Here is a 15,561-nt window from a genome sequence, read left to right as displayed (position 1 = left end):
TGCATACTCAGATATCTTCTGTGTCCTCTGTTTCCCACAAGACTCTTAGGTCCCTGTTTAAGTTTCTTCGTAAGGTTCTTCACTATCTCTTCTCTCTTGATTCTGTCTCTTTCTGCCTGAAATGGATTGAAACAGATTACGTATCTCTCTCCCTCATACAGAACTTCCTTTACCTTCAGATTCTCTTCCACTTCTTCGTAATCACCAGGCTGATTCAATACCGCCTCAACTCTCTTGCTTCTTCTCATCTTCACTCCGAATATGTATGACAGTCCGGCCTTATCTATCTCCTCAATGAGTGCCTTGCTTATCATTCCTCTATCGGCCACCACTATAACCCTGTCTATGTTGAATCTTCTTCGTATATCCTCAAGAGCCTTCCTGAAGGTATCTATATCAGCAGTGTTCCCTGGAAAGATTTGATGAGCAACAGGGAAACCATCCTTCGTCATTAGTACCCCAATCACCACTTGCTTGCAATCAGATCTGTGATCCTTAGAACGACCATAAAATGACAGGTCAGGTCCTTCTCCCTGGAAGTATGTACTGGTTGTGTCCCAGAAGACTAGATCGAGATTCAAGTTGAAGAGAGTCTTCACATTACTGAAGAGCTCTTCCTCCACCTCTTCCTTGAACTTCTCAAGATAATCCAGTCCACGATAGTAATGGTGGAGACTCAGCTGCTCAAACTCAGGTCTGTAAACCTTGCTTACCCACTTGTCTACTCCTCTCTTCGATCTCGGTTCGACAAGTCTGTTAAGTACCATAGCAAATATAGCCTCAACGTAATCGCTAACTGCATCCGTATCTCCCAGGAGTCTCCTCAATACTCTTTCAATACCTAGTTCCTTCCACAACTGCTCGAAGATAACAACAGGTCCCCACAGATAGGTTTGATTTACATTAAGGGCTTCTTTTCTAATCCATTCTTTCGTCGAGAAGTTCTTCAGGCTTTCAATGAGCCTATCTATCTGGCCGCTGTTCTGAAGATCGTCTACTCTCCCCAGATTAACCAGAACTCTCTGTCTAGTCTTATTCCCTACTCGCATATTCTCTACGAGTTGCAGGTAACTCCTGGTGGAACCGTCTTTGTTTTTGAAGTGTTTCAGTCTGAGAAACATGGCACCTATATTATACCACTATACACAACTATAAGTCAAGCGCTAACAAAGTGACAAGCAATATAACGTGGCACCGCATCTCGAAAGTGATTCAAGTATCTACAACGAATTCATGAGACTTTCAGATCTTCTTCCTGCGATTTCTTCCATTTTGCTGTCAAAGTTGAGTATGAGCGCGATTGTCAGAAAAAGATAGCTCAGAAAGATCGATGATTTTCTCTGCTTCATCTAGTTCACCCCACGATCATCCATAGAAGACCTTTTGCTCGGCAAATCTGAACTGAAGAACAGTCAAGATGGCTACAAAAACGAAAAGCACTATTGATTGAGCGGATGCAAAGCCGGTATCAAGGTTTATGAATCCGTCTCTGTAAAGTTTGTATACAAGGACTTGCGTGGCATCTCCCGGCCCGCCCTTGGTCATTATGTCGATCAGTCCGAAGACCTGAAAGAAGGCGTACAGCATGTTCATTATCAGCAGAAAGAAAGTGGTCGGCGACAACAGCGGAATTGTGATCTTAAAGAATCTCCGAACGCTGGATGCGCCATCTATAGCTGAAGCCTCAATCAGTTCTTGAGGAATCGTTTGGAGTCCTGACAAGAAGAAAATTATATTATAACCAAGCATTTTCCACGAAGCTGCAATGATTACTGCAACGAGGGCAACTTTCCCATCCATCATCCAGTTAACATTAGCTCCAAAGATCGCCTTCAGCAAGAATGTAATCGGGCCGCTCGAAGGGCTGAACATCAGTGCCCAGATCGTACCTGCTACTGCCGGTGAAATCGCATAAGTCCAGATGAAAAGAGTTCGATATACTTGCAGCCCCTTCAGCTTCTGATTCAGAAGTACCGAAAGCAGCATTCCCAAAGTCAGACCGATCACTACGACGAAAACCGCAAAGATTAGCGTTATAACAAGGCTGTTGATGTAATCTGAAGATTTGAATAGCTTGGCGAAGTTGTACCATCCCACGAATATCAGTTTGTCGCCAAAAGGAGAGACCCTGAAAAAACTCAGGTACAGCGACTGAATAGTAGGAACAATCAAAAAGATGATGACCACGACCACTGAAGGCAGAAGTAGCAAGTATGGTAAGAGCTTGTTTGGAAAACGACTATGCATGCCTTATCACCGTCCGAAAAGAATAAGGATCCCCTGACTTCAAGTCAGGGGATCGAAAAGAAAATCACTTGCCGTAGATCAATGTGTATTCTTCAAGTATCGTGTTCGCCTTTTTTGCCGCATCGTCGAGAATTTTCTTCGCTTCTGCTTCGAAATTCGTTCCAGTGTACTGTATAGCCTTTTCAATAGCACCATCAACGACATCTCTGATGGCAACGAAATTGCCGAGTCTCACTCCCTGAGCCTCGGGAATTCTCGTTCCCGAAAGTATCTGAAGGAAGGCGGTAAGGTGATTTGGATTTTCGGCAAACCAACCTTCGTCCATGAGTTTCTTGACTGCACTATTGGTGGTTGGGAAGTAACCCGTCGACTTATGCCACTCGGCAGTAACTTCAGTCTTCATAAGGTACTGGAAGAATTTCCAGATCGCCTCATATTCTTCGTCTGTATGACCCTTCATTACCCATAGCGTTGCACCGCCAATGACGGAATTTCCCTTCGGATAACCTGGCATAACCGGCAGGAAGGTTGTTCCCATTTCGAAATCGGCTTTCGACTCAATTGAGCTGACAGAAGATGTAGACTGAATCAACATTGCAACCTGCTTGGTAAGGAATGCCTGGTTTGCGTCATACTCTCTGCCGCCGTAAAGGAAGACTTTCGCCTGAGCCCATTTTATCCACTCCGCCAGGACCTTGACACCGAAGTCTCCGTTGAAGAAAACCTCCGTTGCCTTGCCCACTCTACCATTCTCATTGTTCGAGTAGAACTGGCCATGTACCGAGTGCATCTGCTCGAAGACCCATGCAGGCCAACCAAAAGAGATTCCTCCCTGTGCCGCCCCTGATTCGACTATCTTCTTTCCCATCTCGTATAGTTCATCAAAAGTCGAAGGGGGCTTGTTGGGATCAAGACCGGCTGCCTTGAAAATATCCTTGTTGTAATAGAGAATAGCACTTGACGAGTTGAAAGGCATTGAATAGAGCTGGTCGCCCACTGTGTAATAATCGAGAATAGGGCCGATCACGTCTCCCCAATCAAAATCAGGACCGGAAAGCTCAAAGACCGGTTTGATAGCGTTACTGTCCAGCATGGTCTGAAGACCGACCTCGTAAACTTGAACGATGTGAGGCTGATCGCCCGCTCGATATGAAGCTATGGCCTTGGTAAGAGTCTCAGCATACGAACCGGTGAACTGCGCAACCACCTCGATATCGGGATTTTCTGCGTTGAATCCCTCTACAATTGCATCAACTGCACCCAATCTGCTGCCACTCATAGCGTGCCAGAAGTTGATAGTGGTCTTTCCGAAAGCAAAGATTGACAAGCACAGAAGAACCAGTACAAGAAGCTTTTTCATAAGATCCCTCCCTTTTCGAAAATTGAAAACGGCAGAATACCAAACTAATTATAACACCAAGAGTTACCCCGCAAGAAGCTCGCTAAGAAGCTAGCAGAGTTGAATATCACACGTAAGACCCAGCATACCGCTTCGTTCTCGTTATTTGAAAAGAAAGAACCGCTCACAAACCCTTCCGAAAAACTGATCCACAATTCATCCCGGAGGTTCTTTCAGACTGACATCAAGCAATGAAACATTATTCCGAGAGATACTTCTCAGCTCTTGGATCCGATGGGTTTCATATGGAATTCGATCGCGATCTTAGAATCGCGAAGTAAACGCCCGTCATTAAGATTGCAGATAGAAGCCCGACAAATCCGAAGAGTCTGAATGCAAAGAAGACTGAGAATTTATCGATAATTATTCCTCCTCCGATTGACCCCACGATGAAAGTCAATCCCGACCTCACAATCCAGAAGACACTCTGAGCAGCAATCATCCGCCTACCCGAAAGACCGTAATGGATGAAGTGAAAAAGGGAGTAATACACTAGAATATACGTCAACCCGTGTAAAGACTCCACCAAATAGAGCGCATATACGTTTGTCGCAAAGGAGACAAGAATCATCCTGACTCCAATTACTGCCATGCCGAATAGCAGGATTCTCATACTGCCGATTTTCTCGATTATCCTGTCGGCAACCAACAAGAAAGGAATCTCTGAAAGAGCGGTAATTGCAAAGACAACCCCCACGACCGACGGATCCATACCGTTCTGTCTTGTGAAGACCGCAATGAAAGAATTATGGAAGGAGTTCAAAGTAATTCCGAAAAACATTCCGACAGTCATCAAAGAAAACTGAAGAAGAGAACCTGCACTTGCAGGGTTTTCCGGGGCTTCAGTTCTCGATTCACCGGGTCTTCTCTTGAGGAACATCGGTGAGAAGGCCAGAACAATGGAGGTGGCTGCAAATAACCAGAAGAAACTGATCCCGACGAGACTGCTTAACAAGAGAGAAGTAACTGCAAACCCTATCGTGCCAAAAAGCCTCACACGATCGAAACGACCTCCAGTAGTCTTAAGAATCGTCATAATAATCGAATCACCCAGTGGAACAACTGCCGAAAAAAAGAGAGAGAAGAGGATCATGAAGAGTAAGGATGTCAAGAAATCGCTGGTGGCAAAAATGGGCCAGATACATACGGCTGAAGAAAGAGATACGATATAATAGATTTTGTACTGACCAAGTCTAGAGCTGATTTTAAACCACAAGGGGCTGGAAACTAGCGAGACGACAGGCAGCACCGCCATCAGTATTCCGATTTCGGTTGGTGAATAACCGGAGATGTCGAAATATTGACTAAGCAGATTCTTAGTCGCCAGGCTCGCATATATAAGAGCTTCAAAGAATAGTATATTAAGATTCAACGCAATCTCCCCCCACGCAACTGGTGGAAATTATACAACTTGCAATTCAAAAAGATTGAATGGAGTGTGACTATGAGACTTATCTTGAAATCAATGGCCATTATCGTCATTCTTCTTATTTCAACGGCACTTTCCGCGACCGCAGAGTTCGATGTACAGGGACACCGCGGCTGCAGAGGTCTCATGCCCGAGAATACGATCGCCGCCTTCGGGTACGCACTAGAATTGGGCGTTGACACTATTGAACTTGACACTTTAATCACCAGTGACGGCGTTGTCGTCATTAACCATGAGCCGTATCTGAATCCACAGCGAACGAGAAAGGACGGGGAATTCATAAAGGACCGGTTATTGATAAAAGACCTTACTTTCGAAGAGCTTAGAAAGTACGACATAGGAAGAACTGTCAATCCTGAAGATTGGCCCGAACAACTTCAAATGGATGGACAGGCTATACCCTCTCTCGAAGAGGTTCTTGACCTGGTCCGGCAACACAACGAGAAGTCTGCAAAGGAAGTGAGAGTTAACATAGAGATCAAGCACTTTCCTGAGAGACCTCAGGATACCGTCGATCTTAGAGAACACGTTAGAAAAGTTCTTGAAGTTGTTTCCAGATTCGGCTTCGAAGAACTGTCAACGATACAATCTTTCAACTGGGAAGCTATCAAGATTTCTAGGGAGTTGGAACCCTCCGTTGAAACGGTCGCCCTAATTTCAAGCACAAATCTCGATAAAACTATATGGACTGCCGGTCTGAGATTGAGGAACTTCGGATTCGACATAGGGAAGATGCTTGCCAGTATCAGCTGCAGTGTCATCTCTCCTAACTACACACTCATGACCGAGGGATGGATAGAGAGCGCTCACAGATCCGGACTGAAGATCATCCCCTGGACCGTAAACGAGGTCCCGGAGATGGAGAGACTGATAGACCTTGGTGTAGATGGAATCATTACGGATTATCCCGACAGACTAATAGAACTTCTCTCGAGCAGACAGAAAAGCCTTTCTCATTAGAGAAAGGCCTCTCATAAGAACGTTTTACACATCACCAAATAGATTATACCGCAACCAGAAGGTTTTTCGTCGCAATTTCAGCCAAGAGAGACAGTAAAACACACTTGATCATAGACTGAAAGACCTGGTGATGCTTATGAAAACCGAATCAAGGTCTTTGCACTCCAGTGGAAGCAGTACTGTGACATTCTCCCCTCTGAGCTTTCCACTGCAGAGTATGCGTCTCGAATCAAAAGGACCGCAGTGTTCCGGCGAGAATTCCTCCCCTTCTTCGTCCAGTTGAACATCCTGGGGTCTGAAGGACTCATCACCCACCCTGTTGACTCCCATCGAAGAAAAGAGCTCCATCACAAAATGCGAAGCCGGATCTTCGTATATCTCTGTTGGCGGGCCATGCTGAACTATTGCTCCATCATCCATGACGTACACTCTATCCGCAACTGCCATCGCATCTTCGGGATCGTTCAATACTATGAGCACAGACTCTCCAAGAGCAATCAGCAGCCTCTTGATCATCAGTCTCAGCTCGGTTCTGATCTTCTTGTCGAGTCTCTCGAACGGTTCATCAAGCATGATGATGTTGAATTTCTTTACCGTCTCTCTTGCGAATGCCGTCAACTTCTTCATACCGGCCGGCAGTTCTTTCGGCCAACGATCAAGGTAGTCAGAAAGGCCATCGAGTTCATCGGCTCTTCTACTTACCTTTTCGTTTGCCTCCTTGTCCTTCATTACTGTGAGAGGAAAGGCAATGTTGTCATGGGTATCCATGTGGGGAAACAAGGCATTGTCCTGAAAGACAAAAGCAAGGCCCCTGAGATGGGGCTCAAGGAAGGTTACATCCTGCCCGTTGATCTCGACAGTACCCGAGAGCGTTTCGTGTAGCCCCGCAATAGATCTTAACAGGAGAGTCTTTCCACAGCCTGATGGTCCAATCAAACCTACGATTTCGCCCTTTTCAATTGATAGATCGACAGGCCCGAGGTTGAACTTCCCGATCCTGCTTGTCAGATCCTTCACATCGAGAGTCTTCATACAATCACCCCCAAGATAAATTATAGCTTCAGAGCAAGGCAAAGCCCTTCATCCTGAGACTCCCTCATGCTGAACACTTGCACTAACTTGATCGCCTTCCGTTGAGAACCGAAACGAGTCGAGCTATACTATTACCAAAGCCTCTGTTGGTTCTCTTGTTACTTTTTTTTACAATGTATAAGAAGTTATAATAAAGAAAATACTCGTGTATAGGAGTGACAAACGTGTCAAGACATCTACTTACCAAGGCTGAATCATACCGAAAGGAACTTGCCGCTTTTCTAAGCGATCTCGTAAGCATCAAGAGCTTTTCTGCCGGTGAAAAGGAGGTTGTCCAAAGGATTCGCGAAGAGATGGACAAGGTGGGCTTCGACGAAGTCATAGTCGATGGTCTGGGAAACATCATGGGTAGAATCGGATCGGGCAAGAAAGTGATTGCCATGGACGCACATATCGATACCGTAGAAGTGGGAAATGAAAAGCTCTGGAAGGTAGATCCTTTCGGAGGAGTTGTTAGAGATGGCATAATCTACGGGAGAGGTGCTTCCGATCAGAAAGCTGGAATGGCTGCAATGGTCTACGGGGCAAAGATAATGAAAGAAGAGGGACTGCTGGGTGATTTCACTCTCTACGTTACAGGAACTGTGATGGAAGAGGATTGTGATGGCCTCTGCTGGAGGTACATAGTTCAGGAAGACGGCATTAGGCCTGACTTCGTGGTCATTACCGAACCGACGAATCTAAATATCTACAGGGGGCACAGGGGAAGAATGGAGCTTCAAATAAAAACCTCGGGGCTTTCCTGTCACGCGAGCGCACCCGAACGGGGAGTCAATGCTATCTACAAGATGGGCCGTATCATACAGGAGATAGAGAGGCTCAATGAGAGGATAAAAGATGACGCTTTCCTAGGGAAGGGGACGATAGCCGTTACTCAGATATTTTTCAAATCTCCCTCCCAAAACGCAGTAGCCGATGAATGCACCATCCAGCTAGACAGAAGGTTGACGGCGGGAGAGACAAAAGAGACGGTAGTAAAAGAACTGGAAGAGGCCATTCAAATGGCCGGGGAGCAGGCGGAGATTGTAGAACTCTTTTACGAAAGACCTTCATATACCGGAACTGTGTATCCCGTCGAGAAGTACTTCCCAACGTGGGTAATGGAAGAGGACAGCGAAATAGTGCAGAAGACAGTAAACACTTTTAGAGAAGTTTTCGGTGAGGAGCCTTTCGTTGACAAGTGGACATTCTCGACAAATGGAATAGCAACAGCAGGTGTCTTTTCGATACCGACGATCGGATTCGGGCCCGCTAACGAGATCTACGCGCACAGTCCCGATGATCAGTGCCCCATCGACCATCTGGTAAAGGCGGCGGCTATGTACGCTCTTCTTCCTTTAAGGCTTTCACAATAGATTAGGAGGTAATAGGATGAGTAGCATTTTGAGAGGCAGAGACTTTATCACCACACAGGACTTTGACAGAACGGAGATTGATCTGATGCTCGATCTATCTTCCGATCTGAAAAGGAGATTTGCAACGAGCGAACCGACCCCTTTGCTTCCTTATCAGACGGTGTTCTTGATGTTCTTCGATCAATCAACTAGAACACGCAACTCGATGGAAGCGGGAATAACACAGCTGGGCGGACACGCTCACTATCTGGATCCTTCAACGATGCAGACTGCGCACGGAGAGGTTCCTAGAGATACCGCGATGATTCTTTCGAGATACGGCCACGCAATCGCTGTAAGGCACTGCAAGTTCAAGGCGGGAAATCCATATCTGAGATCTCTTGCCGAACACGCGGATGTCCCAATTCTGAATTTGCAGGATGATGTCTATCATCCTATGCAGGTGATGGCCGATATGATGACGATTAGAGAGAGATTTGGAACGAATCTCAACGGCCTGAAGGTTGCGATAACATGGGCTTATGCCGAAAGCCATCTCAAGCCTCTTTCCGTGCCACAGTCCCAGATTCTTCTCTTCACGAGATACGGTATGGACGTTAAGCTGGCCTATCCGAAGGGCTTCGATTTGATGCCCGACATAGTTGATCAGGCAAAGCAAAACGCCGAGAACAGCGGGGCCAAGTTCGATATACTTCACGACATGGATGAGGCATTCAAAGATGCAGATATTGTGATTCCGAAGTCATGGGGTGGCTTCTACGTCTCAGAAGATCCTCAGGAAATCATGGAAGAAGTGAGAAAGAATAAAGACTGGATTTGCACCCCTGAGAGAATGAAGCTTGCAAATAGGAGAGCGGTCTACATGCATGCTCTTCCCGCGGATAGGGGCAGAGAGGTCGTCGACGAGGTAATAGACGGTCCTCAGTCAATCGTTATAGACGAAGCAGAGAACAGACTTCACACAGCTAAGGCTATAATGGCGCTTACTATGGGCGGAAGACCGTGACTTTTGACCTTGCCCTGGAAAACGGTACGATTTGCGCAGGAGACAGTGTCTTTCCTGCCAATCTCTATGTTTCGGGCGAGGAAATCGCGGCGATATCTGCAACCCGGAGCAGTTTCCCGGCACGCGAGATCCTTGACTGCTCCGGATTGTTTCTCTTGCCGGGATTCATCGATCCTCACGTACATCTTTCGTTGAATCTGGGAAGATATACGTCCGTTGACGACTTCGATTCGGGATCTGCTCTTGCAATCAGCGGGGGAGTAACCACACTGATTGATTTTCTCGATCCCGTTTCCAGTCTTTTAGACTTTGAGAAAGCAAAGAAGAGTCGAATGCAGACGGCAGCAGACAGCAGGATAGATTACGCTTTCCACGTAACGCTTGCAGGAAGTCCTCGATTTTCCGCCGAAGAGATAGCCAGAGCTGCAATAGCCGAGAAGATGCCTTCTATAAAAATCTTCACGACATATAGTTCTTCCGATCGCAGAACAAGCGACGGAATGATCCTCAACCTGCTCTCGCTCTCAAGAAAGCTTGGGTTCGTCCTGCTGGCCCATGCAGAAAACGATGAAATAATAACTGAGACCGTTTCCGGTTTCGTAAGTCCTACTTTCAAAGATCTCTCGGATCTCAGACCGACTATTAGCGAGATGACCGAAGTAGTCAAGCTCGCCTTGATGTCTATGGACAAACAGGGCCAGCTGTACATCGTACATCTTTCCAGCGGCGAAACCGCAAAGACTCTCGGCTCGATCAATGTCAACTGGAAAGACTCTACAAGACTTGAAACCTGTCCTCAGTACCTACTGCTGGACAATAGCCCGCTACTCGGCGAGCAAGGTTATCTTAATACTTACTGCCCCCCTCCAAGGAGCGCACAGGAGCGATTGCTTCTTGTCTCTTCGTTGAGAGAGGGGGAGATCTCATCGATGGGCACGGATCACTGTCCATTCCTTAGGCAAGATAAACTCGAGAATCGAGATGACTATTTGTCGATGCCGAACGGCTCTGGATCGCTAGGCCTATCCTTTTCCACCGCAAACACTTTGCTTGAAGGCGACCTTACAAGAGTCTCTTCTCTGCTTTCAACAAACGCGGCCAAGACGTTCGGATTGTTTCCAAAGAGAGGGCTGCTGGCTCCCGGATCTATCGCAGATATCGCCGTTGTCGATAAGGATGCAGAGATTACCGTCTCAAGATCGCCTTTCACGAGATCCGACCACTCTCTTTTCGATGGCATGAAGCTAAAGGGAAGGGTGGAAGCGGTAGTTCAAAGAGGCAGAGTCGCCTACAAAGACGGTGAAGTTCTGCTTCCCAGGGCTTCGGGACGCTTCATCGAACGCGAATCAGTTCGTTGGGAGGATGCTTCATGCAAATAAATGGAGTTTCTATTTTCACAAATGATGGAGAATTCATAGAAAAGGGATACGTGAGGGTAGAGAACGGGGAGATTGTGAAGGTCTCTTCAGGCGAAAGCAGCTATGATGGTGAGAATCTGCACTTAGACGGAAAGCTCGTGATGCCTTCGCTGGTAAATGCCCATACGCATATTTACTCAATTTTCTCTCGCGGATTGAGGGTCTCTCCCTTCAATCCATCCTCGTTCACAAAACTGCTGGAAGAGTTGTGGTGGAGACTGGATAAAGCCCTTACTCTTGAAGATCTTGAGATCTCGGCTTATGTGGCTTCAATCGAGTCGCTTAAGGCAGGCGTTACATCTCTCTTCGACCACAACTCTTCGCCAAACGCGATAGATGGTTCTCTGAAGAGAATCGCCGCTGCCGTCAACGATGTCGGTTTGAGGTACTGTGGAGCTTATGAGGTCTCGGACAGAGACGGATTGGAAAAACGCGACAGGGGAATAAGAGAGAATCTCGAGTTCAGCAGGGAGTCGACGCAGTACAAGAAAGGGGTTTTCGGTTTCCACGCTTCCTTCACTCTCTCAAAAGAGACACTGTCGCTGGCTTCAAAAGAGATAGCTGGTAAGCTTCCCATTCACGTTCATGTTGCAGAGGGCCCCGAGGACCAGGAGCACACGATTGGCGTATATGACCAGAGAGTACTGGAGCGCTTCCATAGAGCCGGGCTCATGACAGAGAACTCAATCTACGCCCACTGCATTCACACTACACCATCTGAAAGGAGCCTGATAAAGAACACAAAGGGCTACATCGTGGTGAATTGCCAGTCGAATATCAACAATGGTGTTGGATTTCCTGAATGGAAACGCTTTAGAGAAGAGGGAGCTGCAGTGCTGGTAGGAAACGATGGTTACGGATTCAATCTCAGCAACGACGTAAGGTTCATGATTCTCGGTCCTCACTACATCCAGCGCGATCCGAAAGCCAGCTTTTCAGGAGATCTAAACCCTTCTCTCTTTGGAGCGAACTACGAACTTGCAACCAGAACGTTTGGAGCAAACATTGGAACGATTCGCGAGGGAAGCACCGCAGATCTGATCGTACTCAACTATCGAAGTCCGACCGAGATCACGGCAGAGAATTTCGTGGATCATTTCTTCTTTGGAATCTGCGACAACATTTCGGTAAGCGATGTGTTCGTCGGTGGCGAGAGGGTCCTAGCAGAAGGAGTACCGACAAGAGCCGACGAAGAGATTATTTATAGAGAGGCAAGAAGGTTGTACAAAGCATTTGAGAAGAGATTCTAGGAGGTGCTTTCGTGAATCTTTCGACAGAAGTGGCGGGTATTTCCCTTAAGAATCCATTGATGCCTGCCTCCGGTCCTCTTACAGGGGATCATAGGAAGATGCTCGCACTGGAAGCCATGGGAGTCGGAGCTATGGTTACGAAGACGATATCTACAGTAGCAGCTAAGGTCCCGAGACCTTGCATAGTAGCGGATAAGGACTTCGTAATCAATACTGAGCTTTGGAGCGAGTTCCCTCCTGACATATGGTTTGAGGAGTTTCTACCGGAATACAAGAAATCATCAAGTCTTCCTCTGATAGTCAGTCTAGGTTACTCACCTGAAGATCTTCGAAAGCTGGTCCCGTTATTCTCAAGGTTTGCAGATGCTTTCGAGCTGTCTACTCATTACGTCGCCGATGACCCTTCGCTTATGAAGGAGTTGGTCTCTGCCGTTAAGGAAGGCACGGACAAGCCGGTCTTTCTGAAGTTCGACCCATCTGTGCCTGATCCGGCTGAAATGGCAAAGGCCGTCCAGGACTCTGGTGGCGACGGAATCGTTGCAATAAACTCGCTTGGACCGGTTTATCCGCTGGACAGGAAAGTGAATCGTTCGTTTTTGGGAAGCAGCGATGGGTTTGGCTGGATAAGCGGTCCCGTAATCAAGAAGCTTTCCCTCTCATCCGTTAGGAGAATACGCGAGGGCTGTTCTCTGCCGATTATAGGTGTCGGTGGCATTCAAAGCGCAGATGATGTAATTGACTTTCTCTCTTGCGGCGCATCCGCGGTGCAGATGCTTTCTGGAGCTCTGATAAAAGGCAAAGACCTCTTCAAAAGGATAGTAGACGCTCTTCCGTCGGCTCTCGAGAAGAGAGGGTTCGATAGTGTAATAGATGCGATCGACTCTGCTGAAATACAGAAAGAGTCCTTCGAGGTCAGAAATCCCGTCATCGATCACGAGAAATGTACCAGATGCGGCTTGTGTGTTGCAGTGTGCCCATACTTCGCACTGGAACTGGATGACAAAGTCGAAGTGGATGCGGCTGAGTGTTTCGGTTGCGGGCTTTGCGAATCTCGCTGTCCCGTTAGCGCCATCGGGGGTGTACTGGTTTGAGCAAATATCTTCTGAAGTGCATCACTTGTGGTAAGGAATTCGCAAAAGACGAAGTAGACTACTACTGCCCCGATTGCGGTGATCGTAAGGGGACCCTCGAAGTCGTTTACGATTTTGCGCTTGTGAGGAAGGAATTTGAGTTCAGTTTGACTTCTCTTCAAAAGAGGGGAATCTGGGCCTTTGACTTCCTTCTGCCGTTTGAAGGGAAAATCGATTTCCCGGAGCTGCTTGTTGGCAATACACCGCTCTACAAGAGTCGTTCTCTTTCGAGGAAATACGGGATTCGGGAAGTCTTGATAAAAGACGACGGAAGAAACCCGACAGCATCTTTCAAAGACAGGGCAAGCGCCATTGCTGTAGCAAAGGCAATGGAAAAGGGGTTCGACACCATCTTCTGTGCCTCGACGGGAAATGCAGCCAGTTCTCTATCGGGACTTTCGGCCGTATCCGGCTTAAAGAGCGTTATCTTCGTGCCTTCAACCGCACCTGTGGCGAAAATCACACAACTGCAGGTGTATGGTTCAAAGATTCTTGCGATAGAAGCAAGTTATGACAGAGTATTCGATCTCTCTATGGAGATAGGGATGTCTATGGGTTGGTATTGCAGAAACAGCGCGATCAATCCCTATCTGCTGGAAGGGAAGAAAACCTGCGCGTTGGAACTCGCTTTCGAGATGGAGGACGATCTCCCTGATTTCCTGTTCGTTTCGGCCGGCGACGGGACTGTTCTCTCAAGTTTCTACAAGGGCTTTGAGGATATGAAGGAGTTGGGTCTCATCGAGAAAGCTCCGAAGATAGCCGGAATCCAGGCCGAAGGCTCTGCTGCGATCAAGAAGACCTATGAAGCGGGCTTCCCTTTCGAACCGATCGATCTTGAAGCAACCACAGTAGCCGACAGCATATGTGTTGGAAAACCAAGAGACGTCATAAAGGCCTGTCACTACACAGAAGCGCATGACGGTCTCCTTCTCTCGGTTTCGGACAACGAAATCCTTAAGAGTATAATAGAACTTGCGAGGGAAACCGGAGTGTTCGCCGAACCGGCCGGTGCAACTGCATTTGCGGGCTTCAAGAAGGCTAGGAAGCTTGGACTCGTAGGTGAAAAGGACCGAGTAGTGATAGTTGTCACCGGCAACGGACTGAAGGACCTCAAGAACGTTTCTGCGGTTCTTCCCGAAGTACGGATTCTGCCGCCGGATAGAGATGCAATCGAGGAGGCACTGAAATGAAGATCAGCTTCATTCTAAACAATGAGAAGCATACACAGGAAGTAAGAGAAGATATGCGATTACTCGATTTTCTGCGTGATGAAATGGGGCTTACCGGAACAAAGGAAGGCTGCGGTGAGGGAGAGTGTGGAGCATGCACGGTTATTATTGATGGCAAAGCAGTCAACTCCTGCCTGGTTCTTGTTCCCGAAATCGACGGTTCAGAAGTGGTTACAGTCGAAGGTCTTTCCAGGAGCGGCGAACTCGACCCTATTCAGCAGACTTTCATTGATGAGGGGGCGGTCCAATGTGGATTCTGTACGCCGGGGATGATAATGTCGGCGAAAGCCCTTCTGGACAGAAATTCAGCCCCAAGTGATGAAGAGATTATGGAAGCCATAGAAGGAAATCTCTGCAGATGCACAGGTTACTACAAAATTATCCAAGCAATCCGCAAAGCGGCAGAGAGCCTCGCTAAGACAGATGAAAAGTGATTCCATAGTACTGCTACTTCTGGCTGCGGGAGAGTCGAGACGCTTTGGCAGTGAGAAGCTTCTTGCGGACTTCGCAGGCAAGCCGATTCTGCAGTGGTCGCTGGACAGTCTTGGAACCATCGACGCAATGGGCAAGATTCTTGTAGTCAATCCTGATTTTGAACCGGAGATGTTTGAGATCGGATCGTTCCAGACGGTGATAAACGAGAACTACAAAGATGGGATTTCAACCAGCATCGTCCGGGGACTCAGAGAGTGCCCCGACAGCTGCGAAGGAATCGTTCTGGCCCTTGCAGACATGCCATTGATTACCAAAGAGGATGTGGAACGCCTGGTAGGTTCGGTAACCACTGAAGACGAGATGGTCTCCTACGTCTTTGAGGGAAAGAAAGGCTTTCCAACATATATTTCTAGAAAGGTCTTTTCCCGACTATCCAGAATAACCGGCGATAGAGGTGCATATCAACTGGTGAAAAGCGGGCTTGCCAAGATGCGCGAGATCGAAGGCCGAAGTCACAATGTCTTCGATATTGATATTCCGGAGAGTATGAATTGTACAGACCACGGTTTAGGTATTACAGATAGCAATGGAGGATTCCGGAGGTGAAAGAG

Annotated in this window: 15 protein-coding genes; 9 read left to right on the top strand and 6 right to left on the bottom strand. The window is 47.4% G+C overall.

Annotated elements, in window-relative coordinates; genetic code table 11:
- The 5 genes from RJ60_RS04670 to RJ60_RS04655 all read right to left on the bottom strand — a co-directional run.
- A partial coding sequence (locus RJ60_RS04670) for an IS1634 family transposase (protein WP_103134167.1) occupies positions 1 to 1,121 on the bottom strand: 1,121 nt, incomplete at its 3' end.
- 99 nt (positions 1,122 to 1,220) lie between these two features.
- Positions 1,221 to 1,349 (bottom strand): hypothetical protein, encoded by a 129-nt coding sequence (locus RJ60_RS15985; protein WP_258006180.1) that lies wholly within the window; start codon positions 1,347 to 1,349, stop codon positions 1,221 to 1,223.
- A gap of 16 nt (positions 1,350 to 1,365) precedes the next feature.
- Complete coding sequence (locus RJ60_RS04665) at positions 1,366 to 2,247, bottom strand: carbohydrate ABC transporter permease (RefSeq protein WP_103134166.1); 882 nt, start codon at positions 2,245 to 2,247, stop codon at positions 1,366 to 1,368.
- 64 nt (positions 2,248 to 2,311) lie between these two features.
- Positions 2,312 to 3,607 carry an ABC transporter substrate-binding protein gene (locus RJ60_RS04660; protein WP_103134165.1) on the bottom strand — a complete coding sequence of 432 codons (1,296 nt, stop codon included), beginning with the start codon at positions 3,605 to 3,607 and terminating at the stop codon, positions 2,312 to 2,314.
- Between the two features lie 280 nt (positions 3,608 to 3,887).
- Positions 3,888 to 5,018 carry an MFS transporter gene (locus tag RJ60_RS04655; protein ID WP_103134164.1) on the bottom strand — a complete coding sequence of 377 codons (1,131 nt, stop codon included), beginning with the start codon at positions 5,016 to 5,018 and terminating at the stop codon, positions 3,888 to 3,890.
- 72 nt (positions 5,019 to 5,090) lie between these two features.
- On the opposite strand from RJ60_RS04655, the gene RJ60_RS04650 reads away from it, so the two are divergent.
- Positions 5,091 to 6,035, top strand: coding sequence for a glycerophosphodiester phosphodiesterase family protein (locus tag RJ60_RS04650; RefSeq protein ID WP_103134163.1), 945 nt, complete (start codon positions 5,091 to 5,093; stop codon positions 6,033 to 6,035).
- A gap of 108 nt (positions 6,036 to 6,143) precedes the next feature.
- Here the strand turns inward: RJ60_RS04650 and RJ60_RS04645 are convergent, their stop codons facing one another.
- The gene (locus RJ60_RS04645) at positions 6,144 to 7,067 is read right to left on the bottom strand and encodes an ABC transporter ATP-binding protein (RefSeq protein ID WP_103134162.1); all 924 of its coding nucleotides are present in this window, start codon (positions 7,065 to 7,067) and stop codon (positions 6,144 to 6,146) included.
- Between the two features lie 215 nt (positions 7,068 to 7,282).
- Here RJ60_RS04645 and RJ60_RS04640 point away from each other — a divergent pair, with 215 nt between their 5' ends.
- The 8 genes from RJ60_RS04640 to RJ60_RS04605 are packed head-to-tail and all read left to right on the top strand — an operon-like array spanning position 7,283 to position 15,556.
- Positions 7,283 to 8,482: a YgeY family selenium metabolism-linked hydrolase gene (locus tag RJ60_RS04640; RefSeq protein WP_180979909.1), complete on the top strand. Its 1,200-nt coding sequence runs from the start codon at positions 7,283 to 7,285 to the stop codon at positions 8,480 to 8,482.
- Positions 8,483 to 8,498: 16 nt separating this feature from the next.
- Entirely contained in the window at positions 8,499 to 9,488 is a 990-nt protein-coding gene (locus RJ60_RS04635; protein ID WP_103134160.1) for an ornithine carbamoyltransferase, read from the top strand.
- Positions 9,485 to 10,867, top strand: a complete 1,383-nt coding sequence (locus RJ60_RS04630; RefSeq protein WP_103134159.1) for a dihydroorotase family protein — start codon at positions 9,485 to 9,487, stop codon at positions 10,865 to 10,867. The genes RJ60_RS04635 and RJ60_RS04630 overlap by 4 nt, the downstream gene beginning before the upstream one ends.
- Positions 10,858 to 12,156: an amidohydrolase family protein gene (locus tag RJ60_RS04625; RefSeq protein WP_103134158.1), complete on the top strand. Its 1,299-nt coding sequence runs from the start codon at positions 10,858 to 10,860 to the stop codon at positions 12,154 to 12,156. Before RJ60_RS04630 ends, RJ60_RS04625 begins: the two co-directional genes overlap by 10 nt.
- A gap of 11 nt (positions 12,157 to 12,167) precedes the next feature.
- On the top strand, positions 12,168 to 13,247 hold the full coding sequence (locus RJ60_RS04620) for a 4Fe-4S binding protein (protein ID WP_103134157.1): 1,080 nt from the start codon (positions 12,168 to 12,170) through the stop codon (positions 13,245 to 13,247).
- Positions 13,244 to 14,476: a threonine synthase gene (gene thrC / locus RJ60_RS04615; RefSeq protein ID WP_103134156.1), complete on the top strand. Its 1,233-nt coding sequence runs from the start codon at positions 13,244 to 13,246 to the stop codon at positions 14,474 to 14,476. The genes RJ60_RS04620 and thrC overlap by 4 nt, the downstream gene beginning before the upstream one ends.
- Complete coding sequence (locus RJ60_RS04610; protein ID WP_103134155.1) at positions 14,473 to 14,949, top strand: (2Fe-2S)-binding protein; 477 nt, start codon at positions 14,473 to 14,475, stop codon at positions 14,947 to 14,949. Before thrC ends, RJ60_RS04610 begins: the two co-directional genes overlap by 4 nt.
- Positions 14,939 to 15,556, top strand: coding sequence for an NTP transferase domain-containing protein (locus tag RJ60_RS04605; RefSeq protein ID WP_103134154.1), 618 nt, complete (start codon positions 14,939 to 14,941; stop codon positions 15,554 to 15,556). The genes RJ60_RS04610 and RJ60_RS04605 overlap by 11 nt, the downstream gene beginning before the upstream one ends.
- The last annotated feature ends 5 nt before the right edge of the window (positions 15,557 to 15,561 follow it).

The organism is Mesotoga sp. B105.6.4, assembly GCF_002896535.1.
Taxonomy (GTDB): domain Bacteria; phylum Thermotogota; class Thermotogae; order Petrotogales; family Kosmotogaceae; genus Mesotoga.
This window is presented reverse-complemented; position numbering and strand designations above follow the sequence as displayed.